Raw genomic sequence first — 26,986 nt, 5'->3', positions numbered from 1 at the left:
TAATTTATACAATATGAGAATAAGGTGGTGTGTTAATGCGTCCTAACAATACAGTATTACTTGAAAATGTGAATGATTATTTACAACATGTAGGTGTATTGCCTGAGCGAATAGACAAAGTTCAGCATTCATTAAAGAAAGATATGAAAAAATCAGACGAAAAAGAAGTTGATTATGCTGAATACAGACATAAATCACACGCTGAAATTCTTCAAATTATACAACGAAATTTAGCAATTGTTAGCTATAACCCTATTCTTTTTTATACATTAAATTTCTTATTATTTGCATATTTACTTGATAAGAAATTGGTTTTATTTAGTGCTGTGACAGGATTATATGTATTATATGTAATTTTTATATTAACAACATCACTAGGTGTATATTTAACAATAAAACGGAACAGTTATTTGTATCCCAATAGAAAATTGATGATTACCAATATTACTGTTTTTGGTATAGGCCTTATCCTTTGTGTATTAAAAATCTTTAATTTGAACTTAGGCATTTATGTTTTGCCGTTAGTCATTTTCCAAGCGATATTCGTAATAGGCCTTATGTTGTTAATTCTCGCGATTTTCCTACGTAAATTAGAAGTTGCTGCAATGGGATTTATTGTTTTACAAAAAACAATCTCATCTGTGACAACTAATGAAACGATAATTATGAGCGTGACTATTGCTAGTTGGGCAATTATATTGATGATTATTTTATTCTTCGTAATGAGATATTCGACAAGAAGATACGTTTAACTAAATAATATTAAAATCAGGCTGAGACATTTATTTTATGTCTCAGCCTGATTCATTTTCATTTTATTAAATTAAATATATAAAAGTGTGAAATTGTGTTAATCGGGTATATTATTACTGTAAAGTTGGGAGGATTACTTATGGGTAAACTAATAACAAGGGATGGTACTCAAATCGCTTTTGAGAAAAATGGAAACGGGACTCCATTAATTATGTTGCATGCATTGAGTATGAATTTAGCAGCATTTCATTCTACAGTCGAACAGTTAAAAAACGATTTTAAAATATATTCAATTGATTCCAGAGGACATGGAAAATCAGATAAACCAACAGAAATTTCAATACAAGAACATATCAATGACATCATTGATTTAATGGATGCTGAAGGCATTGAATCAGCATATATTGTAGGTCACGATATGGGTGGTGTAATCGCTCAAGAATTGACGATACAACAACCCAAACGTGTTAAGAAACTTATCTTAATATCATCTATTTCTAATAAAGGAAAACAGCCTCTCATTAAATTAATTGCAAAACATAGAGATAAAGTTGCCGGCTTTAGTAAAGAAGAAGCAATGTTAATTTTGTTTAATGAAATTTTTTATAACACTGATACAACGTTCAAATGGTACCAAGAAGTGAAAAAATATTATCGAATGACAGAAGAACAAGATGCTATATCAGTGCGAACAATTAATGGTATTAATATTGAGTCAGATGATATTAAAGTCCCAACACTTATAATAAAAGGGAAACATGATCCATTCTTAGATGAAGATGAAACAAATCATATTAAAAATGCACATACAGAACTCTTTGAAAATTCAGGACATGCACCTTTTATCGAAGAAAGTGAAAAATTTAAAAAAGTAGTTACTAAATTTTTAAAACAATGCACTTCTATGAAACAATCAATATCATAAGTATTATGTCTTAATAAATTTATACAATAAAAAGGTACACCAAATAATTTTGGTGTACCTTTTTATTTGTATCAAGAATATTTAATGCTTGATGCAAAATTAATCATTTATATCAGTATTAGCTATTTCTTTATCGATTTTTGCGATGACGTCAGCTATAGATTTGCGTTGTTTTTTATTAACTAAAATTAATACAGTACGTTCGTCATATTCATTTCTTCTCTTAGTGAAATAGTCTTGTTGTGATAAGTTTTTTACAGCTTTAACAATTTGCGGTTGTTTATAGTTGAGTTTATTAATGATTTTCTTTAAATGATATTCTTCTTCATCCGTGTCATTAATGTAAGTAAGTACAGCAAACTCTTCGAAGCTTAGTGAAAAATCTTTTTTAATGATTGACTTTAATTTGTCCACATACGTTACAAGCGATAATAAATCCGAACAATTTTCTATTTTAGAAATTGCCATTTTGAATCCCCCTAGATAATGGTTTTTTAAATTTTGAAGAAACACAAAGTAATACAACCCCTTGTATCATTCAATAAAAAGCTTTTTGTATTTCAAAACTATGATTTTAGTTAATCAATTATTTTCTTATTTTAGCTCAAATATAGCTATATGTAAACTAATAAGAGTAGGATTTAATTAAATATTAATACAAATAATATAAATGTCACAAACGAAAGTCACACATAATATAATGTTAAGAAATTTAAGTGTGCAAAAAATATTAATTCTTCTAATAAAATAAATAAAACATAACGAAATGATGAGATATTAATTGTATTATTTATAGAATGAAAAGAAAAAGCCGTATATTTATACGGCTTTTCAAAAACTACTTTTCAATTTCTGTGTATTGTATGATGACTTCTTCAATTGTTTCAGCATCTAACTCTGCATATTTTTGTAAGAATTCTGCCACACTATGTTCTTTGATATAAGTGTCTTTTTCGACAGTTTCTTTGTCATTTACATCTTTGTATTCTAGTAAATAACAAACAGCTTTAACAAGTTCAGAATGCTTTTTATTTCTTTTTGCTAATTCGATTAAAGGTTTAACGATTCGATCATTTGGTCCAACTTTACGTAGTACACCTCTACCAACTCTTGTAACATCATCTGATAGGTAAGGATTATTAAAGCGACCAATTATTTTTTCAACATAATAAGCTTGATCTTCTTTAGTGAATTCATCAAATGTTGATATGAGGTACTCACTTGTTTCGTTAAGTACTTCATGTAAACCGGCTTTAATTTCTTTATCTTGAATGGCTTCAAGAATTGTATTGTAACCTTTGTATTGTCCATAATACGCTAAGTAAGCATGACCAGTGTTTACTGTCATTAATTTTCTTTCGATATATGGCGTTAAATCATCAACGTAATGTACATCTTTTAATTGTGTTCCTTGCCATTTTGACGCTTCGACAACCCATTCAAAGAATGGTTCCACTAATACGTCTAATGAACCTTCTTTTTGACCTTGAGGAACAATACGGTCGACTGCTGAATTTGGGAATGAAATATCTTCTGATAGTGGACCAGTTATATTTAATATTGCTTCTTTCAACTGATCTGTAGCCATGATTGCATTCTCACAAGCAACGATATTAAGTTTTTTACCAGGTTCGCGTTCTGTTAAAAAGTTTGCAAAAGATTTAGCAATGATAGGTAAAATATTTACACCTACAGCTGTTGTAATAACATCTGCTTCAAGGATTGCTGCTTTTAAATCTTCTGTATTTGAAATGCTATTAATACCTTTGACGCCTGAAACAGGTTCTTTAGTATTTTCTTCATTAGCTATAATGACGTTATAAGCTTGTTCTTCGTTAATTTGATTGATAACATCCGCGTTTACGTCTACGAAAGTAACTTCGTAACCATTATCACTTAAAACTTTGCCAATGAAACCACGGCCGATATTACCGGCTCCAAAATGAATGGCTTTCATTAAAGCTCAACCTCCTCAAAGACTGCAAGAATTTCTTCTTTTGTTTGAGCATTTATAACTTTTTCAACGTTTTCTTCTTCACTAAATGTAATTGCGATTTGTGAAAGGATGTCTAAATGTTCGCCATCTTTACCAGCAATGCCTACAATAACTTTAGCTTCGTTACCGTCCCAATCAACGCCTTCTGGGATGTGTAGTAAAACTAACCCTGATTTTAATACTTCGTTTTTAGCTTCGTCTGTGCCATGTGGAATAGCTAAGAAATTACCCATATAAGTTGTTACAATTTGTTCACGTTCTTTCATAGCAGTGATGTATTTCTCTGTTACTGCTCCATCTTCTACTAATACTTGTCCTGCTTTTTCGATTGCTTCTTCTTGTGAATTTACTGATAAGTTCATAATAATGTTTTCTGGATTAAATAATTGTGTCATGATAAGTCACTCCGTTTTCGTTAATTTTTGTTTTAGTTTATTTAAGAAAAATGATTTAAGTGTATTTTCTATTAATACACGATCGTTTAATAGATGATTAATGTCATCTAAATGTTCTGTAATTAAAGATGATACTTCGCTCATTAGTTGTCCTTGTTCTGAATTAGCCGGTATAAACATTGAAACTAACCAATTAACCTCTTGCTCTTTATTTTCTATCGTCTTTAAGCTTAATGGTTTTATTAATTCTGTAATAATGAGCTGAGGTTTCTTTATTGATTCGTCTGATAGGTGAGGTATTGCTACTGGATACCCTGTAAGTGCAAATCCTTGTAACGCTGTTCTTTGTTCAAACTTTTCAATAAAATCATTACTATTTTCAAGGACGTGGTGTTTTGTCAGTGTTTGTACTAGATATCGAGTAAGATTGGTTACTTTTCTTTGTTCGAAAATCATGTTTTGAATCAAAGTTAAACTATCTTCTATAAAGTTGACTGTTTGATCATAATCTTTATGTGATAGCTGAGACTTTTCACCTACATCATCTTTTAATGCGTAATGTATATTTTGTTGTAAATCTAGGAAGTATTTAACACTTTCGGCATCTTGTTCAGGTAATAATGGATTAACTGTAATATGTGGATATTTCGTATCTAAAGAAACTGTTGAAATCATACCGTCATATTTAGAGTAATCAATAGATTTTAAATCACTTACTGAAACTTCTGTTGTCTCTGCTATTTCAGAAAAATGTTGTTTCAATCGATTAGATAAGATTCTACTTGTACCTATACCACTACTACAGACGACTAACACATGAAGTGAAGGACTTTGTTTTTCATTGAGCATGCCACCAAAGTGTAATGCAATATAAGCAATTTCACTTTTAGGAAAATGATAATCACTGAGTACAATCTTTAAACCTGACGAAACAGCTTCAAAAAGTTCTTTATCATAAGTTTCAATCATTTCGGTAAGCGGATTGTAGGTTTCAATGTTTGCTTCAAGTCTATTAATAGCTGGTTCTAAATGTAAATTTAAACCATTGAATAAAGACGATTCATCTTTAAAAGAGAAACCGCGTGATTTTACAAAATCAATTAATCTAGTTACATGTTGTTCGTGAATCTCGCTATTTTCATAAGTTGTTTCATGACGTCTTCTTGCGCCTCTTAAATGCATCGTAATAAAAGCAATTTCTGAACTGTTAAAAGTCACATCGTAAATGTCACTTAATACATTAGTTAAGCGAGTTGAAACTTTGAACTCTTCAGTTGAAATCAATTCGTTTAAAATATCGTTTTCAATTTCAACATGACCATCTTGTTTAATGCGTTCTATAGATAAAACGATATGGATAGTTAATGTTAAATAACTAGCTTCCGTTAACGTATAGGGTAGAACACCGAGTTCGTCCATTAGGAGTCTCTCAACGTTAAACAATCTATCTATATCTACGATGCCTTGTAAATGCGTTTCGTTTAAAGAGTGATAGACGAAGTGGTCTTCAACAACAGAATATACACTATCACTATCTAATTTTTCTAACATGATACGAGCTAAGAGTTGTCGCTTGTTAACTTCTTCACCAATTAACAATAAACCTTCGCCACGTTTTCTTTCTATAGATAAATCAAAAAGTGTTAATTCAGGTTCTAACTGTTCTAAAATTTTATTTAAAGTTCGTGTGGATGCACCAATTTCATTAGCCAAACTATAAAGTTTAACTGGATCTTTAGACTGTATTAAATTGTATAGAATAATTACTTTTCTTTCTTCATCTGACAAATCGATTGTATCTTGCTCATTTAGTGCTTGCATAAATTGATCTATATCATCGGGGTCGCCCTCAATGCGTAAACCTAATTTAGGCACTCTAGATAAAGATAAATGATAATTTTCTAAAGTCTTTTCTACTCTTTTCATTTCTCTATGAACAGTTCTTGAAGAAATACCTAGAGTTTGGGCAATGTCATGAATCGTTAAAAAAGAGTGAAGGCGTTCAGATAGTAACTTGAGAACACTTTTTTCCCGATTACTTATCATCATTAACCTTCACTCCTTTGTTTAAAATTATTTTTTTAATTCATTGATAAGTTCTTCATATCTTGGAGAATTCAAGAAATTATCTACTGAAATATGAATTGCTTTAGGATTTTTCTTAATCGCTCTATCTGTTAGCGTTTTTTGAGTAATAACAACATCTGCGTCGTCAGGTAATTGGTTGATTGCAGTATTTGTAACTTCAATATCTGATAGGTCAGCTTTTTTGAATTTATTTCTTAACATACCTGCACCCATTGCACTTGAGCCCATACCAGCATCACAAGCGAATATCACTTTTTGAACGTTAGAGAAATCGTGAGCATCTATGTTTTCAGTATCGTATTTATCTAATAATTCTTCAGATTCATCTTTTTCTTCTTCATTTTCAGAAGTTGCTTCAGCTTCTGTTCCTGTGTTATCAGCTGTTAAAGCACTGCTTACTGAAGATTTTTTCCCTTTGCGAGCTTCCATATCTGCAGTTGCAGATTCTAAGTCGCCTTCAGGGTCTTTAGTGAATTTCAAGATAATCGATGCGACGATAAATGAAACGAGTGTAGCAAGAAATATGCCTAGTAACATGACTAAATAACTGCCTTTAGGTGTGATTGCGAAGTATGCAATTATAGAACCTGGAGAGGCAGGTCCTGTCGTACCAAAGCCGAACATACTAAATGTTGCAACACCTGTCATACCACCAAGTACAGCAGCTACTAATAATAAAGGACGCATTAATACGTATGGGAAGTAAATTTCGTGAATACCACCTAAGAAGTGGATAATACCAGCACCATATGAAGTTGCTTTAGCTGTTCCTTTACCGAATACCATGTAAGCAAGTAATATACCAAAACCTGGACCAGGGTTAGATTCTAAAGTATACAAAATAGATTTACCAGCTGCTGAAACTTGTTCAGAAGCTAACGGTGTTAACACACCATGGTTAATCGCATTATTTAAGAATACTGTCTTGGCAGGTTCGATGATGATACTTACTAAAGGTAGTAAGTGATGAGATACTAAGAAATCAACGCCCATACCAAGTAATTTCATTAAACCTTCAACTAATGGCGCTAATCCTTTGAAACCGACAATTGCCATTAAGAATGCTAGAATACCAGCTGAGAAGTTGTTAAATAACATTTCAAAGCCTTGAGGTGTTCTTGGTACTAAGAAATCATCAACTTTCTTCATTAACCAACCAAGAAGCGGTCCCATAATCATTGCACCAATTAACATTGGTGTGTCTGGGAATGCAGCAATAACACCCATTGTAGCAGTGGCACCAACGACACCACCACGTAAACCGTGTACTAAACGACCACCACTAAATGCTATAAGTAATGGTATTAAATATTTGATCATTGGATCTACCATAGTTGCAAGTTCTTCGTTAGGTAACCAACCATCTTCAATAAATAGTGCAGTTATAAGCCCCCAAGCAATAAAAGCACCAATATTAGGCATAATCATACTACTTAAAAATGAACCAAAGGCTTGGACTTTCGGACCTATACCCTTTTTCTTTTCAGTTTGTTCTGCCATGTAAAACACACCTTCCTTTACGTAAAAGTATTTGTACCTTTATCTTACGGAGAAGCGAGTCTATATACAATGAATACTAAATGTAACTTTGTCACATCAACTCTGCCATGTATGACAAAGCAGAGCAAAATAAAAGTACAGATGTGAAAATAAAACTTTTGTATAATTATACCCTTATATAGGTGTGATTACTAATAAAAGCCTTGGAGATGAATTTACGGTTCGATAAAAAGGAATTATCGAACCGCAAATGCGAAATACAGGTCGATAAAAATAAATTATCGAACCGCAAATACAAAATACAGGCCGATAATTTTATCGGCCTGTATTTAATTATTATTTTTTAGTTGTTGTATCTGTGCCAAAATATTTATCAGATAAATCGGCTAGTGTACCGTCTTCTTTGAGCTTTTTAAGTTCTTTATTTAGTTCATCGCGCAAGTCTTTATTTTCTTTTGTGAATGGGAAACTTGTGCCAACAACATTAAATGGTTTACCTACGAACTTAATATCTTTTCCACGTTTGTTTTTGTCTGCAGATAATACTGAGTCTGAGTTTACGTAACCGTCTATTCTTCTATTCTCTAAGTCGAGTAGGGCGCCTTCACGATTTTCATATGTTTTTGTTTTGATGCCATATTTATTTTCTTTATTAAAGTTTTCAAGTGCTTCTGTGTGATTTGATCCTAATATACCTGATACTGTTTTTCCTTTTAAGTCTTCATAGTTATTAATATCTTTATTTTTAGATGAAGTCACAATTTGACTGCCGATATATGAATACGGATCAGAGAATAAATATTTTTCTTTGCGCTCATCAGTAGTTGCAACAGCATTAGCAACTGTATCTACTCTTCCTGATTCCAATTGACCCATAATGCCTGAAAAATCAGCTTTTACCCATTTAACTTTATATCCTGCTTCATGTGCAACTTTTTCGAAAGCTTCTATATCATAACCTACTAATTTACCGTCTTTTTCATAAGAATTTGGGTAACTTTGTCCTGTTGTACCTGCAACAATGGTACCTTTATCTTTACCGGATTTACTTGAATCATTTGAACAACCGGCTAGTATAATTAAACCAATGATTAATAAAGTGAATATTTTTTTCATTCAGCAAACTCCTTTGTGTATAAATTGGTGTAAAGCGTCAGTGTTTATAATTTGGTAAAACTGTTTGATATTCTCCCAATGTATGGGAGAAGAATGTTTTAACTTATTTAAATGTTCTTCTGGAGCTAATGGGTTATATGGACTGCCCTTAGGTGTATCTATTCTTTTCTTATAAATAGTCCCATCATTCATTTTGATTTTTACAATTGTAAATCGATTTTTGGGTAATGCAAATTTATTGGGAACAATTGTGTCATCATACAGTCTATGTACCTTAGCCATTAATTCATGTATTTCTGACTGAATAGGATTGTTTAAGAATTGTTCAGGGTTTAAATGCTTGCCTAATAGTAATAAGGAGGACACATATTCTGCACTAAAAGCTCCTTCTTGACCAGTTGTTGGATGAGTGTATTTAAGTGCTGCATCTCCATTTGAAGGGAAAATAATATCAATTGTTTCAATTTTATCTATAGGAATGACATTAGTTGCTTTAATACTATTAATAGCATCGATCAAATGATAATTAGCAAAACCTCTCATATAGCAAAAGCCTATCTCAATTTGAGATAGGCTTTTTTAAATTATAAATGTCAAAAGTATTTGACATTTATCTCTGAAATGTTATCATAAAAATGTAAAATACTTTTGACATTAAGGAGTAGTAATTTATGAATGTACTGAAGTGGATAGCTTTTATTATTATCACATTTGTGATGTGGCAATTTTATTTTAAATTTATTACGATTGATACTAAAGAATTTAGTAGAGAAAAAAGATTAGACGAACGAGCACTAAGAATGAGATTAGAAGTATTATCAAGAACATTTGGATTCATGTTTCTTATCATTATGTCCTACATTGCCTTAAAAATATCAGGGCTTAAAGGTGATGGTAATAATGTATTTACGGAAAATCTTGAAATAGTATTTTTAGTTGTATTACTTGTTAACTATTGTATAAATGTAATAATGGTAAATAAAAAGTACAATTGAAAGCGGGAAAATAATGAAAAATAGAATTAGGGAATATCGTAAAAAATTAGGGATTTCACAGGATACATTAAGTAAAAATGTAAAAGTAACAAGACAAACAATAAATGCGATAGAAAACGATAAATACGATCCTACATTAGCTTTGGCATTCAAATTGGCTAAAGAATTTAATGTAACAGTAGATGAATTGTTTTCATAAATAGCTTTAGGAGGAATCAAATTGAAAAAGCAAGACGAAATGGAGAAACAGCATTTTTATATCGCTTCAAAATGGACAACAGCATATTTTTTAATTGTGCTAGTGATATACAATTTATATACAAAATTCACAACAGGGGAATTTGATGTCGTGTGGCTAATTCTATTAATAGGGCTTATTTTATTCACAAGTATTCTAACTTTTTATAAATATAAAACGAAGATATAATATAGCACCTTTAGTGTATTATGTGTATAATGTATAAAAACTTAAAGTGGTGATTTTTCTTGAAGAAAAACTTCTTATTCATAATTTTATTTACTTTTTTCAGTATTATAGGAAGTAAATTATTTACTTTCGCTTTATCTTTTCACGTCTTAAATATTACTGGAAGTGTTCAAAGTTTCTCGAATATCATCATTATTTATTCTGTTGTTTTTATATTGGGTAGTACACTTATGGGTTATTACATAGATAAAATTAATAAAAAACTTTTTATTATATCAATGCAGTGTATTTCAGTAATCTCAATTATTGGAATATATATAATTCCTAATAGTCTTAATCAACTTATATACATATATATCATTGTTACCATACTTACAATCACAGATATAGCGGTAACTTTGGCTTTTAATAGTGGACTTCTAACTTTAGTAAGTGAAGAATATTTAGATAAGACCGTTTCGTATAGAAATGTCATACAAAATATTATACAAATTGGCGCACCAGTATTAGGCGGTATTATTTATGCATATTTTGATATAAAAACTTTTACGATTATAATGCTGATAACTGAATTAATTTCTTTATTGTTCGTATTATTTATTAGCTTTAATAAACTAAATGTTGAAAATGAAATAGAAGAAATGAAAGATACATTTTTTAATAGTTATAAGACAGTTTTTAATTTTTTAAAGATGAAAAAAGATTTATTTATAATTATTTTATCAGGGGCTATTATTAATTTTATGTTTGGGTTTATAACAGTTGGCATACCCGGGAGTTTTGTTACTTTATTTAATATGAATTCTAAACAACTAGGGTTAATTGAGACTGCTATGCCAATAGCAGGAATTATATTTGGAGTTGTGTATCCTCGAATTAAAAATAAAGGATCATTAATATTTAATATGCAATGCGCAATGATAATACTAGCTTTAGGTCTTCTTATATTATGTACGCCTTTAACAATAGGTTTAACTAGCCAGTTTGTAGTCATTATTTATTTTGTAAGCATGTTTATTATGGGTATAGGAATCATATTGAGTAATATCCCAATCAATATTTATGTTCAAAAAAATGTACCCGAAAATATTAAAGGAAAATATCTTGCTTTGCATCAAACAATGTCTCAAATTATGATGCCTGCAGGAATTTTAATATCGGGTATATTATTTGATATTCATAATTATTTTTATTTAATATCATTCTTGCTTACGACGTTATTAAGCATAGCAATAGCTTTTTTATACCAATATTTAAAAAGATATGATGGTGCAGTTTAGAACACTAAAAACTTATGTTTTATCCTACTACTTGTTCTATGCGATAACGTAGTTCATTAAAGTCTAAAATACGTGCTTGTCTATGAACTTCTTTTTCGTTATAAAAAAGCATAACAACAGGAGACGTGAACAAATTCAATTGTCCTACTGCTTCTGGTACGTCATTTGCCACAATTTCATAAGCGGGTATATTATATTCATTTACTATATCTTGAACGATAGGGTGGTCTGCTTTACATACAGAGCAGTTTTCACTTGATACATAAATTAATACAAAATCATTCGAATGAATGATAGTGTTGAATTCATCGAAATTTTGAATGATTTCCATATTATCACCTTCTGATTTGATTATAATAACAAGTATTGTAACATGATATATGATAAGGAGTGGAAAATATGTTTGGTAAAACAAATAATCCCAAAAAGGATAAAAGATTTTACATAAAATCTAATGAAAATTTAGGTACGTTAGGTAAAGTAATTGTGTTAGTTGACAGTGAAACAGGCGTGAATTATTTACAGTTTGCTAACGCAGGAAACTCAATTACACCATTGTTAGATGAAAACAGAAAAGTGATCGTTGATAAAGTTTAAAATATATCATAAATTGGCACCTTTATATTGGCTATATTGAAACTATAACAGGTCTCATATATGAAGAAAGGAGATCAAATATGTTTATAGCATTTATAATATTAATTATTTTGACCTTCTTGATGCTTCTATATTCCTTAGCGATTCTTATGGGAAAAGATAGCGATGTGTACTCGATGTTATCTAAAGAAGAGAAAAATCTTTCTGAAAAAAAGAAGATGATTATTTATTTTGTTAGTGTCGCATTGTTATTTGGATGCTTGTTATATTTCTTTTATTTTTTCACTTAAATAATTGAGTGATGATTGTTTTAAAGGTTCCAAAAATTGAATGAATATAAAAAAAGAGCGACTTAATGGTAACTATTAAAAAGTGGGTAATCCTATAATAATAGGTAGATTAGGAATGTTATTATATGATTCGGAAGTGATATGTTTGAATAATAATCTTTTAATTAATACTAAATATGGCAAGGTACAAGGATTTCAAGAAAATAATATAAATAAATGGTATGGTATTCCTTTCGCTAAACCACCGATTCACGAATTGAGATTTAAAAGAGCTCAATCCCCTGAACCTTGGCAAGGAACTAAAGAGTGTACAAAGATGGGTAATCGTCCATATCAATTTACTGATGAAAAAATTTTGAAAAAGATGGGTCTAGCCAATGAAAATATACGTTCAAGTGAAGATTGTTTAAATTTAAATATATGGGCGCCTAAAAGTACTAAAAAAGCGCCAGTTTTTGTATGGATTTATGGTGGAGGTAATCATATTGGAGAAGCATCTTCACCAGCTTATTCATTAGAAAGTTTTGCTGAACAAGGTGTTATTGGTGTTTCATTTAACTATCGTCTTGGTCCTCTAGGATTTTACAATTTTTCGAAATTAGATAGTAGTTTTGATTCAAACTGTGCGGTGTCGGATATGATATTGGCGATGCAGTGGATTAAAAATAACATTGAAAACTTTGGTGGAGATTCTAATAATATAACTATTGCAGGTGAGTCTGCCGGAGGTACAGCTGTTTATTCATTACTAGCAGCACCTAAAGCTAAAGGAACTTTTCAGAAAGCTATAGCAATGAGCGGACTATCTGGTAATATTACAACTCAAAAAACGCATGATTTAAATAATGAAATATTCTTTGATAAATTAGGATTAGATTCGCAAGATATTTATAAATTAAAGGAAATGCCAGTTGAAAATATGATTAATCCATCCAAAGCTGTGTTTGAAGAAAGTTGCTCTGTAAATCCAGGTATTTTTGTGACAGGTCCAGTCATAGATGATTTAATACCTAAAAAACCATGGGATGCTTTGAATGAAGGTATAAATAAAGATGTTAAATGTATGTTTGGTACATGTCGTGATGAGGGGACACTTTTTTATTCTATGCACGCAATCCCTAAAAGTTGGAGCGAAGTAAGTACGATGTTATCTAGGAATAATCGATTAGATAAATATCCATATTTTAAAGAATTGTATGGGAATCAATCTGAGAAAAAAGCAATGTTTGAAATAGGGAGAGACCGTTTGTTTTGGGCGAACACAATTAAATGTGCTATAGCTCAAAGCAATTACAATGATGTTTATATGTATCGTTTTGATTATTCAAATCCTCTAAAAGAAATGATTGGTCTAGGTGCACATCACGGCGCAGATGTAAGTCCAGCTTTAAATACACAAATTAGTAATAAAAATCGTATTCTTAATACTGTTAAGAACAGAGGTTTAAAAAAAGTTAGAAATGTATTACATGGTTCATTTGTAAACTTTGCAATTAGTGGTAACCCTAATGGAGGATTACCTTTAAAATGGCCGAAATATACAAATGATACTCAATTGACGTATATTATTAACACAAAATGTTCAGTATTAAATAATCCTAATTCTAATTATTTTGCAATTTGGGATGATTTAAAACTATATGAGTAATTCTTGGCAGTAGATGACTAGGTATGAAAAAAGCTTATTATAAGGGCATATTCATACCAGTCAGCTACTGCCATTATAATAAAAGAGGCTGAGACATGTATTTATGTCCCAGCCTCTTTTTGTGTTTAATTTTCATTCTTTTTATGTTCTATAATCTGTGTTCCACGGTTAGATGTGATGTTTCTTGCTCTTTTCAGTGCATCTTCTTTTTTATCAAAGGAGTCACTGGCTTGCTTAGCGCCGTCTGTTTTAATCTTCCATTTATCATCTTCATAATAAACGTGGACATCTCGATCATTTAATTCAGGGTTTGATGACTCGTCTTCTTCGTGCTTAGTAATTTTTTTGTTTTTGAGTTCATCGAGTTCTTTTTTAGATGCATCTTTATACCATGATTCCGCTTGTTCGGTTGCGATAGGAATTGTATCTTCTTCTTTATAACCATCTTTAAGCATAGCGTTACCGATATCAATTGCTTTTTTTCGTTTTAATTTTTCGAAGTTTTTCCAACTTTGCGGATAATCGTCCATCGTCCAAGGCATATACAATTCATCCTTTCATAATATCTATACATATCAATACCACTTTATAGAAAAATGAAACAATGGTAACTCTCATATAGAATTTAACTACTTGGATACTTTGGAGAGGACGTAATCTTCGCCTTGTTCATAGATGTCTATTAGCTTTTTAATGACATTTAATTGAGGGATGATCCAATAACAAAGTGCAGCGCCTATTATACCTAATATTGCTCCGACTAATATATCTGCAGGATAATGAACGCCTACCCAGATGCGTGAAAAACTTACTAGAATAGCTATTGCTAACCATACGCATCTTAAATTCTTTTTGAAAAGTAAAAAGGTAATACATATCGAGAAAAATTCTATTGCATGGTCACTCGGAAATGAGTTATCAATCGCATGACCAATAAGTTGATTAACATTGTTTAACTCAACAAATGGCTGATTGTTGGAATGAATCGCTCCCGCTATAGCTCCAAATACTTCCGCGATCACAAAAGCAAACATACTGCTAATAATCATAATCCTATTTTCCCGTTTTCTAGTAAACCAATACATGATGATCCCGAAAAGTAAAAAGTATTTCATATACTTAGCAAAAAATATCATTATTGGATTTAAAAATATTATTTCTTTTCCTAAATCATTAAACATTCTAAATAGTTCAATGTTTATTTCCGATAAATTCATAAAACCATTCCTTCAATACTATAATTTTAATTTTAAAGTTTAATATAGTTAATCTCTGACTATACCAAAGTGAAGCAACAAGATAAACCTCAAAATAAAAAATAGTACTAGGTATCAATCTCCATTTTGAAAAAACTCCCAATTCGTTAGACTTTGAATGTCGGAAATGGGAGTTTTATTTATATAATTGATTTTAAAAGTGCATGCTTGCTCATCACAATATTTATGTTAAATAACTCATAAATGAAGTTGCTAGGCTAAAGTAGATTAACATGCTGACAATATCGTTTATTGTAGTAATAAATGGACCGCTTGCTACTGCTGGATCAATGCCTATTTTGTTCATAAACAATGGGATAAGTGATCCGATTGTTGTACCAACTGTCATAGCTGTCGTTAAGCTTATCCCAACGATAGTTGCTAATAATGGTTGGCCATATAGTATTACAATGATAGAAAACAGTATAAGACTACATACTAAACCAGAAATAAAACCACTCGCGGACTCGTGTAATGCGTGTCTGACTTTATTTTCTTTTTCCATATCACCAGTAGAAATACTTCGTACGGAAACGGCTAATGATTGTGTTCCTGTATTACCTGACATACCACTAATAATAGGGATAAATGCTGCAAGTAGGGCGACTTGTTCAAGTGTGTCTTCAAATGAACCTAATATTGTAGCAGTTATCATACCTAAGAATGTAAGTAAGATAAGCCACGGTAAACGTTTTTTTGCAGTTTGTAAAACAGATTCTTTTGTCTCTTTTACATCATTAATACCAGCTAATTTTGAGTAGTCTTCGCTAGCTTCTTCTTCCATTACGTCTAAGATATCATCAACGGTAATGATACCTAGTAAATGATGTTGATAATCTACAACTGGAATGGCGATGATGTCATAGTCTTGAATTGTTTGAGCAACAATTTCTTGGTCTTCTGCAACGTCTGTGCTCACAAAGTTTTCGTTCATTACGTTTTTAACATGGTCGTCCATATCGGCGTTAATTAAATCACGTAATGACATAACGGCTATTAATTTTTTTTGATCATTAACAACGTAAAGTGCATAAATTGTTTGAGCTGAAGATGATTTCTCTTTAACGTGCATAAGTGCTTCTCTTACACTCATTTCAGGCGTTAACGAAACATATTCAGTAGTCATGATACCGCCGGCAGTATCTTCCTCGTAATTAAGTAATGATTTTAATGATTCAGATTTATGTTTATCCATAATCGTTAACAAGCTAACGCGCTGCGTTTTACTTAATAGATTAAGTACGTCAACAGCATCGTCATCTGACATGTTTTGAAGAACTTCACTTGCATAGTTTGCATTCATTTCATCGAACATTGATTTTTCTTCTTTTTGACTTAATTCTAAGTAACTCCAGAAGTTTGCTACTTCATCAGGAGATAGAAGTTCGAAAACCTTTTTCTGTTCTTCTGTAGAAAGCGAATCGAAGTACTCACTTTGCTCATAGGCGTGCAAGTGTAAAAATCCTTCTCTAAAATCACTGACTTCGTTGCGCTCTAGTAATTGAGTTAGGCGCTCGTTAATATATTCGTCCAATGCCATTCCTCCTTAATCCATTAAAATAAGTACATAACCAATTCTAGATTATATTGTTAAATTAGCAATGGTAAAAATATTAATTAAAAATTTAAAAAATTATATTTAATCATTTAAATTATTTTAGGGGATTCCATCCAGAGTGTTTAACCCAAGCATCAAAATCAAGAAGCTGAGGGTTTATCTCACGTAATTTAGAGATGTTGGCTTCATAACCTCCGAATTCAAACCATTCAAACATCTTCATCATTTTTTGGAACTTTTCTCGTGAATCTACAATTTCGCAAGGAGCATCAAATGTTTTACTTATTTTTTCAGATATCTCAGTTAATGTTTTTTCTTCACCAGCTATTTCGATAGATTCTCCTATAAGCTGTTCTGGATTTTTAAAAGCGATATTAGCAAAAGCACCGATATCTTGTACAGCTATCATTTGTAATTTGATTTCAGGATCCATAAACCCTTGGATGACGATCTTTCCATCTTGTCGTTTTGCAAATCCTTCAAAATTATCCATGAAAAATGTTGGTCTTAAAATTGTAGAAGGTAAATCTAAAGAACGGATGTGCTCTTCTATTTGCCATTTTGTTGCAAAGTTTTGAGCTCCATCATATCTTTCTGCACCTGCTGCTGAACTATATACAAAATGAGAAACGCTAGCTTTTTTAGCTAAGTCTGCAACTCTTTTTCCTTGTCGTATTTCTTTTTCAGGATCATTATTATCGAATGATTGTACACTATACACACCGTAAACACCTTTCATTACATCTGAAAGTGATTGTTCATCATCCATATCCGCTTTAACCACAGTAGCGCCTTTTTCTTTAAGTGCTTGTATAGAGGGTTGTTCCGGATTACGTGTCATAGCACGTACTGCCCAACCATCAGACAGTAAATTTGTAGCTACTGCATTACCTTGGTTTCCTGATGCGCCGATTACTAAAATTGTTTTAATATTATTCATGATAAAACCTCCGATTTATTAATAGAATTTTGTATAAAAATTAAATATTATATAAATAAATATATTAAGTTTTATTGAGGCATCGCTTCAGTTTTCGAACACTTTTATTAAAAATCCTCAGTCATATTAAACAAGTTCTGTAAAAATTGTTTTAACTGTTCATTGTTTAATCCTCTCTTATCCACTTGATATTGATAAGATTTAGTGGACAAAGCATTCAATAACATATCAGTTTTAAATGTCTTCCATTCAGGACTTTCTTCATTATCGAAAGTGTTCCAAAATTTCTTGGATAATTTCTGAAATGTTGGCGTATCTCTAAAGTCGCCATGAAACTCTCTTTTCTCTACACAATTTAAAGTGTCTAAATGTTTCGATTTAAAATCAATAAAGAGTTCTAAGTAAATTCCAAATTTTTCATAATTCGTTATTTGGTTATTTTGTTCTGCATAATCCATCTCTTTGAAAAGTCTATCAAAATCATTTTCGATTAATTTATAACAAAGAGCACTTTTATCTTCAAAATGACGGTATAAGGTGCCCATTCCAATACCTAGCTCTTTAGATATACGATTCATGCTCGTATTTTCAACGCCATATATTTCAAATAATTCTTTAGCTGTATTTTCAATTCTTAATCGATTTTCTATTGCATCTTTCCTCAATTGTTTCACCTCTGAAGGGACTTTAAATTTAATAAACGGATACCTCTCCGTTTGTTGTAAGGGAACATATAATAAATTACAAATAAAGAGAAACGAGTACTTATATATCTAAATAAAAAACTCCGAGAATCAAGATTTCGCCTGATTCCCGAAGTTTTTATTATGAGTTAGAAATGCTATTTAGTTCTTATTTACAACGAATAAGTGTTCTGAAAATACTAATATAGTATTACTCTCGATGCTGATTGATAAAATCACGTGTTTTTCCTGTTATTAATGGACCGCCTGTATATATGTCTCGTGTGGATTGATGCTTTGTATTAATTTCAGGACTTATACCGTGAGCATGCAAACCAACCACGTGATTGTGTTCATTTAATACTGGAGATCCTGAAAACCCAGTTGTTCTGTGTAAATGTCCGATATATTCAATGTAATCTTTAGTTGATTTAAGGTAATATCCATTTGATTGATACATGAATTGTCCGTTATATGGTTTTTTATTTGGATAACCTAACATATAAAGCGGTTCTTTAGGTTTCAAATCCTTTATTTCTTGTTCTGATGCAATTTTTAATGGCTTAATCTTTGTCGACAAACGTTGTTGAGTGATGAGTACAGCCACATCTCTTTCAGATGACTTATGAAAATTTTTAACTTTGAATTTAATAGGTACACGTTGATCTGCTTTTGAAGGATAGAAATAAAATTGCTTTGTTTCTTTATTACCAACTTTATCACTTGCTACATGTGAAGCGGTAATAATTGTATAATCATCTATAACAAAGGCAGTTGCTCCGTTACCTGATTTACCAGTTTCATCTGATGATATTTTACCTACTGCTTCAATGTGGTTTTTACTATGTGTGTTGTATAGTTTAAGCGTTAATAAATCGTTCGGTATTTGTGAACCTATTTTAAAAGCATCATTATAGTCTGAATGTGTTGCTTTATTGAATGTATCTTTATAAGTTATAGGCTCATCATGAGGAATAAAGATATAATTAAACAATGACATGAGAAGCACTAAATATAATTTAAGATATAACATAGTTTAATCACAATCTTTCTCGAAATTAAATGATATCTTTGTTATACCCATTAATCATCTTATAAAATCGTAGCGACAAAAAATACAATAACTGAAAGTACTACTGAAGTTATTGCCATTGCAACCATTGGCTTAAATGCTTTTGTTTTTAAGTCATTAAATGAAACATTTAATCCTAATCCTACCATTGCCATAATAAGTATGACGTTAGTAATTGTACTGATTACACTTAATACACCTTCTGGAATAGCTACAAATGTGTTTACCGCACTCATAATTAAAAATCCAAGTAAAAAGTATGGAAAATCAATTTTTTGAGAAACTTTATTTGTTCTTTTTCTATTAACGATTATTAAGAAAATAATACTTAAAGGAATTAATAGAAATACTCGGCCTAATTTAGCTAATAAACCAATAGCTAGAGATTCACTACCACCTGCATCTGCCGCTAATACAACATGTGCTATTTCATGTAAACTAGCACCAGACCATATACCATAAAGTTCAGGATCCATAGGGAATAAAGCATATAGAAGTGTATATGTTAATGAGAATATCGTTCCCATTATTGCTACTAATCCAACACTTATGCCAACGTCACTTTCTTTAGATTTCAAAATAGGAGAAATAGCTGCTATCGCTGCAGCACCACATACCCCTGTACCAACGCCTAATAATAGAATTAAGTTTTTATCTCCTTTAATAATTTTATTTAAGAAAATAATAAAGAATATTGAAAAAGCAACTACACCGACATCTAGTAATAATAATGTCCCGCCTTCATTAATAATTGTAGACAAGTTCAATTTTAACCCGTACAAAATTATAGCTAAACGTAGTAGTTTTTTAGAAGAAAATTCGATACCTGTTACGTATCTTGTTGGATATCCTAGGAAATGTCTGTACAAAATCGCAGTGATGATAGCTATCGCAAGTGCGCCAACTTTATTTAAAATTGGTAAATTTGATAATAATATGCTGGCAATTGCAACAACTAGCGTAAAACCGACACCTAGGAAAAATGCTTTATTTAATTTAATACTCACTGTCTTCACCTCACATACATTCTATGATGAGAACAATTATTTGTGAAATGCCATTTTTAAATATATACTATAACAAAAATGTTATGGAGGTGCTTTTGTGGAAGATAAACTCAATATATTAAAAGCAATCGTAGAAGAAGACGGATTTACTAATGCAGCAAATAAATTATACAAATCACAACCATCCATAAGTCGAGATATTAAAAATTTAGAACAAAAATACCAAATTAAAATTTTTGAAAATACACGAAAAGAAATCATATTGACAGAAGAGGGGCAAGAACTGTATAACTATGCCTGTCAATTGGCGTTGTTAGATGAACAATTACACACTAGAATAAACGCACATAAAGAAGAAGTAAAAGGTAAATTTGTTATAGGTACAAGCCATACATTCGGACAATCTAAACTATTAGATCTTACGCTATACTTACAAACGAAATATCCAAATCTGAACATACATATTTATATTTACAACTCTGCAGATATTATTACGCATTTGAAAGATTATACGATTGACTTAGGAATAATAGAAAAACCTGTAATCGACGATAAAATTAACAGTGAAGTATTAACAGAAGATAGATTATTAATCATAAAAAATAAGCAAAATAAAAAACCTTTAAATGAATTAAGATGTTATGTAAGAGAAACAGGGTCAGGAATTAGATATTACCAAGACAAACTATTACAACAACTGAATTTGCCGTCACGCAAAGTCGTCATTAATGACAATCAACTTATACTAGAATTAGTAAAACAAAATATGGGCTATACAATACTCTCTAATTTCTCTATCAAATCAACCGATAGAAAATATATAGAAACAAGCGAAGTAGACTTATATAGAAACTTCTTTATAGTATCAAATAACTCAAGATATAAAACGAATAAATATAATACTATTGTCGATGAGATAAAAAAATATGGTTTTAAATAATAAAGCCCCAAATCTAGTTCTTACGAACATGATTTGGGGTCTTTTTAATGGTAACCAAGTAATCTAGAAATTTTTATTGCACATGTTTGTAATTCTTCTACAAAAAATTCTTTTCTGTGTAGTTCCGTTGTAGGGAAAGATAAACTAATCGCACCTTGCACTTCATTACGATAGTTAACGAAATATGTACTCACACAATATATACCTTTTTCATTTTCCTCATTATCTACAGAATAACCTTGTTCACGTATTGTGGCTATCTCATCTATAAACTGATTGTAGTCAGTTATAGTATTATCAGTCAGTTTAACGATATCAGATTGATTCCAGATTTCTTGTATCATTTCATTTTCATAAGTTGAAAGAATAGATTTACCTACCGCCGTACAATACATTGGCGCACGTTTCCCAATTTTAGACGCCATTGAACGGTTGTTATCACTTGGAATAAATTTATCAATATAGACAACCTCATTATTATCCTCTACAACTAAATGACAAGTTTCACCTACAGTCGTCATCAATTGACTAATCATGCTTTTAGCAACATTTAAGAAATCAATATTTTGTACACGTTTGTTTCCTAATTGGAACATTTTAAAAGTAATTTGATATTGGTTAGTTAAAGGATCTTGTTGTACATATCCGTTAGTAATTAATGAATTTACAAGACGGTGGACTGTTGCTTTTGATAATTCTGTCGCTTCTACTAAATCTTTCAAAGATATTTGTTCTTGCTCTGAAATAATTTCTAAAATATTTAAAGCACGATCAATAGATTGCACGTTTGAAGCCATATTAATCACCTCTTTATTAAAAATATATCACATATATTGTCATATATAGTAGTTTTTTATAATTACATAAACAATTGACAACGTTTACATAAGCGTTATAATAATACTAAATATCGCTATACAATACATTGTATCATAATATGGAACGGAGGTAAATTTTGAAAAAATATAAAATATTGAATCAGCTGCATGAACATTATTTAGTAGCAGTAGTAAGAGGCAGTAACGAAGACGAAACGAAAAAGATTATTGACGAAATAATTAGAGGTGGATTTAAAAATATAGAGATTACATTTACTGTGCCAAATGCAGAATCTGTTATTGAAAGAGTCAATAAAGAGTATGGAAGTGACATCGTTTTAGGTGCAGGAACAGTGTTAGATGCTACTACAGCTCGAATAGCAATAAGTAAAGGTGCTCAGTATATTGTAAGTCCTCATTTAGATACTGAAATATCTAAGGTTTGTAACATTTACTCAATACCTTATTTACCAGGGTGTAGTAGTGCATCCGAAATTATTGAAGCATTACGTTATGGATCAGATTTAGTAAAGCTATTCCCTGGTGGACATTTGGGTGCAAGTTTCATTAAAGATATTAAAGGACCTATTCCAAATGTTGAATTAATGCCTTCAGGGGGAGTTAATTTAGAAAATATTTCAGAATGGATTGAAAAAGGTTCATTTGCAGTAGGCATTGGAAGTGATTTAACAAAAAGATTCAATGGAAATAATTATGAAGTAATATCAGAAAAAGCAAAAGCTTATGTTGACGCTTATAGAAATAGACGAAAGTGAGTGGGATTGATGAAATTATTCACAATAGGGGATTCGATGATTGCTATGAACCCTAAAAACAAAGGTCCTTTAAGATTCAATCATACATTTGAAAGGACAATTGGTGGTGCAGAATTAAATGTAGCAATTGGTGCTAGTAGATTGGGACTTGATACTACATTTTATTCAAAAGTAGGAAAAGATGAATTTGGCCAACATATTATCAATGTATTAAGAGGCGAAGGAATTGATACTGAAATAATCGAACAAGTTAAAGAAAAATCGACTTCAGTATATTTTAAACAAATTAATGCAGATGGAAGCGGTGCTTCATTTTATTACCGAGACACTGCCCCGATTAAGGGAATTACTCAAAAAGATCTTGAAAGTGTAGACTTTGGAAATTTTGATTACTTTCATGTTAGTGGCGTATTTGTTGCATTGTTACATCATAAAATTGATTTAATTAAATCATTAATGAAAAAAGCACGTGCACATGATGTCAAAATCAGCTTAGATCCGAACATCCGGCTTAAAACATGGGATAAAGAAACGGCAAGTAGTTTCTTAGGAGAATTACTTCCTTATGCAGATATCTTACTCACTAGTGATGATGAACTTGAAGTATTAAAAATAGCTACGCCATTTAAAGACATAAAATCATTATTAGAAGAATGTCATTTGGATGAAATCATTGTAAAACGTGGCCATTTATCAACGCAGTATGTAAGTAAGGATAAACAATTTGATAAAGAAGTATTTAAGGTTAACCCGATTGATACAGTAGGAGCTGGAGATGGATTTGCTAGTGGGTATTTGTATGCAATGAGTAGAGGCTATGATGCTGAAAAAAGAGTGGTTTTTGCAAATGCTGTTGGTGGCATGGTGACTGAAGTATTAGGAGATAATGAAGGTCTACCATATCTAGAACAAGTTGAGAATTTTTTAAATGATGAAAAACTAATCTTGAGATAAAAGAAGGGTGAAAAATGAAAGCAGCTAGAGTGATAGATAAAAATGAAATTGTTATAGAAGAAATTGATAAGCCTGTACCAGATGAAAGCAAGAATATATTAGTTAGAACTAAAAAAGTTGGTATATGTGGTTCAGATAGACATATTTTACACGGAACTAATCCATTAGCTACGATACCACGAGTAGTAGGTCACGAAGTAGTGGGTGTAGTAGAAGAAGTTTATGGAAAGTCTGAACTAAATGTGGGAGACCATGTAGTTGTTGAACCTATAACACCATGTGGTGAATGTTATGCATGTAAAAAAGACAGACCAAATGTATGTCAAAACTTAGTAGTGTTTGGTGTTCATGAAGACGGAGGGATGAGAGAATTCTTTATTGCTAATGAGAAACAATTACATAAAGTTCATCAAGATGTTCCGTTTGAAAAAAGTGTTTTAATTGAGCCACTAACTATAGGTGCACAAGCCACGAGTAGAGGAGATTTACAAGATGGAGATACAGTACTAATTCAAGGTGCAGGCCCGATAGGATTGTGCATTCTAAAATACGCTAAGTTGAAAGATGTAACGGTATATATTTCTGATTTAGATCAATCAAGATTAGATTATGCTAAAAAACAAGGTGCTGATGTTGCGATAAACGTACAAAACTTAGATTTAATCGAAGAAATTAATAAATTAACAGACGGTGAAGGCGTTAATGTATCAATCGATGCAGTTTGTATGCCAAAAACTTTTGAGTTAAGTATTGATGTTGCTTCGGCTGCGGGTAGGGTTGTTGTTCTAGGGTTTGATGAAAAACCGGCCAATATTACACAAATGCCAATTACTAAAAATGAATTAACAATTGTGGGTTCAAGATTACAAACTTATAAATTTAAAGATGTAATTGAAAATATGGAACAACATAAATTTGATGATTTTGATTTAGTTACTCATCAGTATGATTTGAATCAAGTGAAAGAAGCATTCCAATTTATAGATGAACATCCGGATCAAGTTAAAAAAGCAATTATCAATTTCAATTAAACAGGGGAGATGATGACAATGGAAATGACTTTTCGTTGGTATGGAAGAAATAACGATACAATTTCGTTAGAAGATATTAAACAAATACCTAATACAACTGGGATAGTGTGGGCTTTGCATGAGAAACCAGTTGGTGCTGTATGGGAGAAAGAAGAAATTAAAGAAGAAGTTGAATTTATAGAATCACATGGATTTAACGCTAAAGTTGTAGAAAGCGTTAACGTTCATGAATCAATAAAATTAGGTAACAGTGAACGTGACGAACTTATTGAGAATTATAAAAAAACTATAGAGAATTTAGCTGAATATGGTGTAGAAGTAATCTGTTACAACTTTATGCCAATATTTGATTGGACAAGAACAGATATGTTCCATCCACTTGAAGATGGTTCTACAGCTTTATATTTTGATTATGAAAAAGTGAAAAGTTTAGACCCTAGAGAGTTGATTGAAACAGTTTCGAGTTCTAGTAATAATTTAACGATGCCGGGTTGGGAAAAAGAAAAGCTCGACCAAATTTCTGAATTATTTGAAGCTTATAAGAGTGTGGATGAAGAAAAACTTTGGGAAAACTTTAGTTACTTCATAAACGCTATCATACCAACTGCTGAACGTTGCGGTATAAAAATGGCGATACACCCAGATGATCCTCCATATTCTATATTTAATTTGCCACGTATTATCACAGGAGCAGAAAGTTATGAAAGAATGTTTGAAATCAATGATAGTCCTAATAATGCGATAACTTTATGTACTGGTTCGATGGGAGCTTCTAAGAAGAATGATATGGCTGAAATAGCAGAAAAATACCATAAGCATGCTCCATTTATGCATATTAGGAATGTTCACATTTCAGATGATGGTAGTTTTGTTGAGACTTCTCATTATACAGAAGATGGTGATATAGATATCAAACAAATTATGAAACATTTATCAAATTCTGATTATAAAGGTTATATTCGACCAGACCACGGAAGACACTTGTGGAAAGAAGAATGTCGTCCAGGATACGGTTTATATGACAGAGCATTAGGTATTATGTACCTTAATGGGCTTTGGGATGCATATCAACTTGAAAAAGAGGGTGAAAGAAATGTTTAGTAAACACGAAAACTTAAAAGGTAAAGTTATTGTAATTACCGGTGGAAGTGGAGTGCTTTGTCGCACAATAGCAAAGGCATTAGCAAAACAAGATATGAAAATTGCAATTTTGAACCGTACCTTTGAAAAAGGCGCGCAAATTGTTAAAGAAATCGAACAAGAAGGCGGAACAGCAAATAATTACTCAGCAGATGTTACAAGTGAAGAAGATTTAGTTAAAGCAAAAGAAGCAATCTTAACTGATTATGGACAAATTGACTATTTAATCAACGGAGCGGGCGGAAATCATCCAGATGCTATAACTGAAGATGAAGCATATGATTCAAAAGATAAGAAAAACTTTTTTAGTTTAGAAAAAAGTGGGTTTGAACAAGTGTTTAATAATAATTTTATTGGTTCATTTGTTGCAGCAAAAGTGTTTGGAGAAGAATTATTGAAGTCAGAACATGCAGGCATAATCAATTTTTCATCTATGAGTGCCTATTCACCAATGACTAAAGTACCAGCTTATAGTGCAGCTAAAGCAGCTATTAATAATTTCACTCAGTGGTTAGCAGTTTATTTTGCAGAAGAAGATATACGAGTCAACGCAATAGCACCAGGATTTTTCTTAACAGAACAAAATAAAGATTTACTTTTAAACGAAGATGGTAGTCTAACCGAGCGTTCAAATAAAATTATAAGCCAAACACCACTAGGCCAATTCGGAGAACCAGAAGCATTAATTGGTACAACTTTATGGTTATTAGATAAAGAATACTCTTCTTTTGTAAATGGTATAACTGTACCTGTTGATGGCGGATTTATGGCTTATTCTGGTGTTTAATTAAGGGGATGAAA

At 31.3% G+C, this 26,986-nt stretch carries 30 protein-coding genes; 14 read left to right on the top strand and 16 right to left on the bottom strand.

Going from position 1 to position 26,986, the window contains the following annotated elements; translation table 11 throughout:
• Positions 1–35 precede the first annotated feature (35 nt).
• On the top strand, positions 36–752 hold the full coding sequence (locus LQ682_RS06820; protein ID WP_016999472.1) for an MFS transporter: 717 nt from the start codon (positions 36–38) through the stop codon (positions 750–752).
• A 140-nt stretch (positions 753–892) separates the two neighbouring features.
• On the top strand, positions 893–1,678 hold the full coding sequence (locus tag LQ682_RS06815) for an alpha/beta fold hydrolase (RefSeq protein WP_064204218.1): 786 nt from the start codon (positions 893–895) through the stop codon (positions 1,676–1,678).
• Between the two features lie 99 nt (positions 1,679–1,777).
• Here LQ682_RS06815 and sarA read toward each other — a convergent pair whose 3' ends face one another.
• The 7 genes from sarA to LQ682_RS06780 all read right to left on the bottom strand — a co-directional run bounded on the left by sarA (position 1,778) and on the right by LQ682_RS06780 (position 9,316).
• On the bottom strand, positions 1,778–2,146 hold the full coding sequence (gene sarA / locus LQ682_RS06810; protein ID WP_016999474.1) for a global transcriptional regulator SarA: 369 nt from the start codon (positions 2,144–2,146) through the stop codon (positions 1,778–1,780).
• A 370-nt stretch (positions 2,147–2,516) separates the two neighbouring features.
• The gene (locus tag LQ682_RS06805) at positions 2,517–3,635 is read right to left on the bottom strand and encodes a mannitol-1-phosphate 5-dehydrogenase (RefSeq protein ID WP_239724061.1); all 1,119 of its coding nucleotides are present in this window, start codon (positions 3,633–3,635) and stop codon (positions 2,517–2,519) included.
• Positions 3,635–4,069: a PTS mannitol transporter subunit IIA gene (locus tag LQ682_RS06800; RefSeq protein ID WP_016999476.1), complete on the bottom strand. Its 435-nt coding sequence runs from the start codon at positions 4,067–4,069 to the stop codon at positions 3,635–3,637. Before LQ682_RS06800 ends, LQ682_RS06805 begins: the two co-directional genes overlap by 1 nt.
• Positions 4,070–4,075: 6 nt before the next feature.
• Positions 4,076–6,118, bottom strand: a complete 2,043-nt coding sequence (locus LQ682_RS06795) for a BglG family transcription antiterminator (protein ID WP_218729484.1) — start codon at positions 6,116–6,118, stop codon at positions 4,076–4,078.
• Positions 6,119–6,142: 24 nt separating this feature from the next.
• Positions 6,143–7,657, bottom strand: a complete 1,515-nt coding sequence (locus LQ682_RS06790; RefSeq protein ID WP_016999478.1) for a PTS mannitol transporter subunit IIBC — start codon at positions 7,655–7,657, stop codon at positions 6,143–6,145.
• Between the two features lie 336 nt (positions 7,658–7,993).
• The gene (locus LQ682_RS06785) at positions 7,994–8,773 is read right to left on the bottom strand and encodes a transporter substrate-binding domain-containing protein (RefSeq protein ID WP_016999479.1); all 780 of its coding nucleotides are present in this window, start codon (positions 8,771–8,773) and stop codon (positions 7,994–7,996) included.
• Positions 8,774–9,316, bottom strand: a complete 543-nt coding sequence (locus LQ682_RS06780; RefSeq protein ID WP_239724060.1) for an MmgE/PrpD family protein — start codon at positions 9,314–9,316, stop codon at positions 8,774–8,776.
• A 128-nt stretch (positions 9,317–9,444) separates the two neighbouring features.
• Between LQ682_RS06780 and LQ682_RS06775 the strand changes: the two genes are divergently transcribed.
• From LQ682_RS06775 to LQ682_RS06760, 4 genes are read left to right on the top strand one after another with little or no spacing between them, the layout of a single operon-like run.
• Entirely contained in the window at positions 9,445–9,768 is a 324-nt protein-coding gene (locus LQ682_RS06775) for a hypothetical protein (protein WP_103268690.1), read from the top strand.
• Between the two features lie 13 nt (positions 9,769–9,781).
• Positions 9,782–9,967 (top strand): helix-turn-helix transcriptional regulator, encoded by a 186-nt coding sequence (locus tag LQ682_RS06770; RefSeq protein WP_016999487.1) that lies wholly within the window; start codon positions 9,782–9,784, stop codon positions 9,965–9,967.
• A gap of 21 nt (positions 9,968–9,988) precedes the next feature.
• A complete protein-coding gene (locus LQ682_RS06765) occupies positions 9,989–10,195 on the top strand; it encodes a hypothetical protein (RefSeq protein ID WP_016999488.1) in 207 nt (68 codons plus the stop codon).
• 59 nt (positions 10,196–10,254) lie between these two features.
• Positions 10,255–11,475, top strand: coding sequence for an MFS transporter (locus LQ682_RS06760; RefSeq protein WP_239724058.1), 1,221 nt, complete (start codon positions 10,255–10,257; stop codon positions 11,473–11,475).
• Positions 11,476–11,494: 19 nt separating this feature from the next.
• Here the strand turns inward: LQ682_RS06760 and LQ682_RS06755 are convergent, their stop codons facing one another.
• Positions 11,495–11,806, bottom strand: coding sequence for a thioredoxin family protein (locus tag LQ682_RS06755; RefSeq protein WP_016999490.1), 312 nt, complete (start codon positions 11,804–11,806; stop codon positions 11,495–11,497).
• Between the two features lie 68 nt (positions 11,807–11,874).
• Between LQ682_RS06755 and LQ682_RS06750 the strand changes: the two genes are divergently transcribed.
• On the top strand, positions 11,875–12,072 hold the full coding sequence (locus tag LQ682_RS06750; RefSeq protein WP_103268692.1) for a DUF6440 family protein: 198 nt from the start codon (positions 11,875–11,877) through the stop codon (positions 12,070–12,072).
• 435 nt (positions 12,073–12,507) lie between these two features.
• Positions 12,508–14,010, top strand: a complete 1,503-nt coding sequence (locus tag LQ682_RS06745) for a carboxylesterase/lipase family protein (RefSeq protein ID WP_239706269.1) — start codon at positions 12,508–12,510, stop codon at positions 14,008–14,010.
• A gap of 125 nt (positions 14,011–14,135) precedes the next feature.
• On the opposite strand, the gene LQ682_RS06740 is transcribed toward LQ682_RS06745, so the two are convergent.
• From LQ682_RS06740 to LQ682_RS06710, 7 genes are all read right to left on the bottom strand, one after another.
• Positions 14,136–14,552, bottom strand: coding sequence for a DUF2188 domain-containing protein (locus LQ682_RS06740; RefSeq protein WP_103268694.1), 417 nt, complete (start codon positions 14,550–14,552; stop codon positions 14,136–14,138).
• Between the two features lie 87 nt (positions 14,553–14,639).
• Positions 14,640–15,227, bottom strand: coding sequence for an undecaprenyl-diphosphatase (locus LQ682_RS06735; RefSeq protein WP_239706291.1), 588 nt, complete (start codon positions 15,225–15,227; stop codon positions 14,640–14,642).
• A 223-nt stretch (positions 15,228–15,450) separates the two neighbouring features.
• Positions 15,451–16,806, bottom strand: a complete 1,356-nt coding sequence (mgtE, locus tag LQ682_RS06730; RefSeq protein ID WP_064211242.1) for a magnesium transporter — start codon at positions 16,804–16,806, stop codon at positions 15,451–15,453.
• 112 nt (positions 16,807–16,918) lie between these two features.
• Positions 16,919–17,764, bottom strand: a complete 846-nt coding sequence (locus LQ682_RS06725; RefSeq protein WP_103268697.1) for an NmrA/HSCARG family protein — start codon at positions 17,762–17,764, stop codon at positions 16,919–16,921.
• 107 nt (positions 17,765–17,871) lie between these two features.
• Positions 17,872–18,429 carry a TetR/AcrR family transcriptional regulator gene (locus LQ682_RS06720; RefSeq protein WP_275591502.1) on the bottom strand — a complete coding sequence of 186 codons (558 nt, stop codon included), beginning with the start codon at positions 18,427–18,429 and terminating at the stop codon, positions 17,872–17,874.
• 229 nt (positions 18,430–18,658) lie between these two features.
• Positions 18,659–19,447, bottom strand: coding sequence for a trypsin-like serine peptidase (locus tag LQ682_RS06715; protein ID WP_103268698.1), 789 nt, complete (start codon positions 19,445–19,447; stop codon positions 18,659–18,661).
• Between the two features lie 92 nt (positions 19,448–19,539).
• Positions 19,540–20,526, bottom strand: a complete 987-nt coding sequence (locus LQ682_RS06710) for a YeiH family protein (protein ID WP_239724054.1) — start codon at positions 20,524–20,526, stop codon at positions 19,540–19,542.
• 97 nt (positions 20,527–20,623) lie between these two features.
• Here LQ682_RS06710 and LQ682_RS06705 point away from each other — a divergent pair, with 97 nt between their 5' ends.
• Positions 20,624–21,466 (top strand): LysR family transcriptional regulator, encoded by an 843-nt coding sequence (locus LQ682_RS06705; protein ID WP_239724051.1) that lies wholly within the window; start codon positions 20,624–20,626, stop codon positions 21,464–21,466.
• A 44-nt stretch (positions 21,467–21,510) separates the two neighbouring features.
• Here the strand turns inward: LQ682_RS06705 and LQ682_RS06700 are convergent, their stop codons facing one another.
• Entirely contained in the window at positions 21,511–22,263 is a 753-nt protein-coding gene (locus LQ682_RS06700) for an IclR family transcriptional regulator (RefSeq protein ID WP_016999501.1), read from the bottom strand.
• A gap of 158 nt (positions 22,264–22,421) precedes the next feature.
• On the opposite strand from LQ682_RS06700, the gene LQ682_RS06695 reads away from it, so the two are divergent.
• Genes LQ682_RS06695 through LQ682_RS06675 form a run of 5 tightly spaced genes read left to right on the top strand, consistent with a single transcriptional unit; the run spans position 22,422 to position 26,972 of the window.
• Complete coding sequence (locus LQ682_RS06695; protein WP_103268701.1) at positions 22,422–23,060, top strand: bifunctional 2-keto-4-hydroxyglutarate aldolase/2-keto-3-deoxy-6-phosphogluconate aldolase; 639 nt, start codon at positions 22,422–22,424, stop codon at positions 23,058–23,060.
• A 9-nt stretch (positions 23,061–23,069) separates the two neighbouring features.
• Positions 23,070–24,014 carry a sugar kinase gene (locus tag LQ682_RS06690; protein ID WP_037539266.1) on the top strand — a complete coding sequence of 315 codons (945 nt, stop codon included), beginning with the start codon at positions 23,070–23,072 and terminating at the stop codon, positions 24,012–24,014.
• A 14-nt stretch (positions 24,015–24,028) separates the two neighbouring features.
• Entirely contained in the window at positions 24,029–25,045 is a 1,017-nt protein-coding gene (locus LQ682_RS06685) for a zinc-binding alcohol dehydrogenase family protein (protein WP_231051415.1), read from the top strand.
• An 18-nt stretch (positions 25,046–25,063) separates the two neighbouring features.
• Positions 25,064–26,146, top strand: coding sequence for a mannonate dehydratase (gene uxuA, locus LQ682_RS06680; protein WP_103268703.1), 1,083 nt, complete (start codon positions 25,064–25,066; stop codon positions 26,144–26,146).
• A complete protein-coding gene (locus LQ682_RS06675; RefSeq protein ID WP_218729807.1) occupies positions 26,139–26,972 on the top strand; it encodes an SDR family oxidoreductase in 834 nt (277 codons plus the stop codon). Before uxuA ends, LQ682_RS06675 begins: the two co-directional genes overlap by 8 nt.
• Positions 26,973–26,986: the final 14 nt, after the last annotated feature.

Source organism: Mammaliicoccus sp. A-M4 (assembly GCF_022386955.1).
GTDB lineage: Bacteria > Bacillota > Bacilli > Staphylococcales > Staphylococcaceae > Mammaliicoccus > Mammaliicoccus lentus.
The sequence above is the reverse complement of the archived record's forward strand: the minus strand, read 5'-3'. Positions and strand labels throughout refer to the sequence as shown.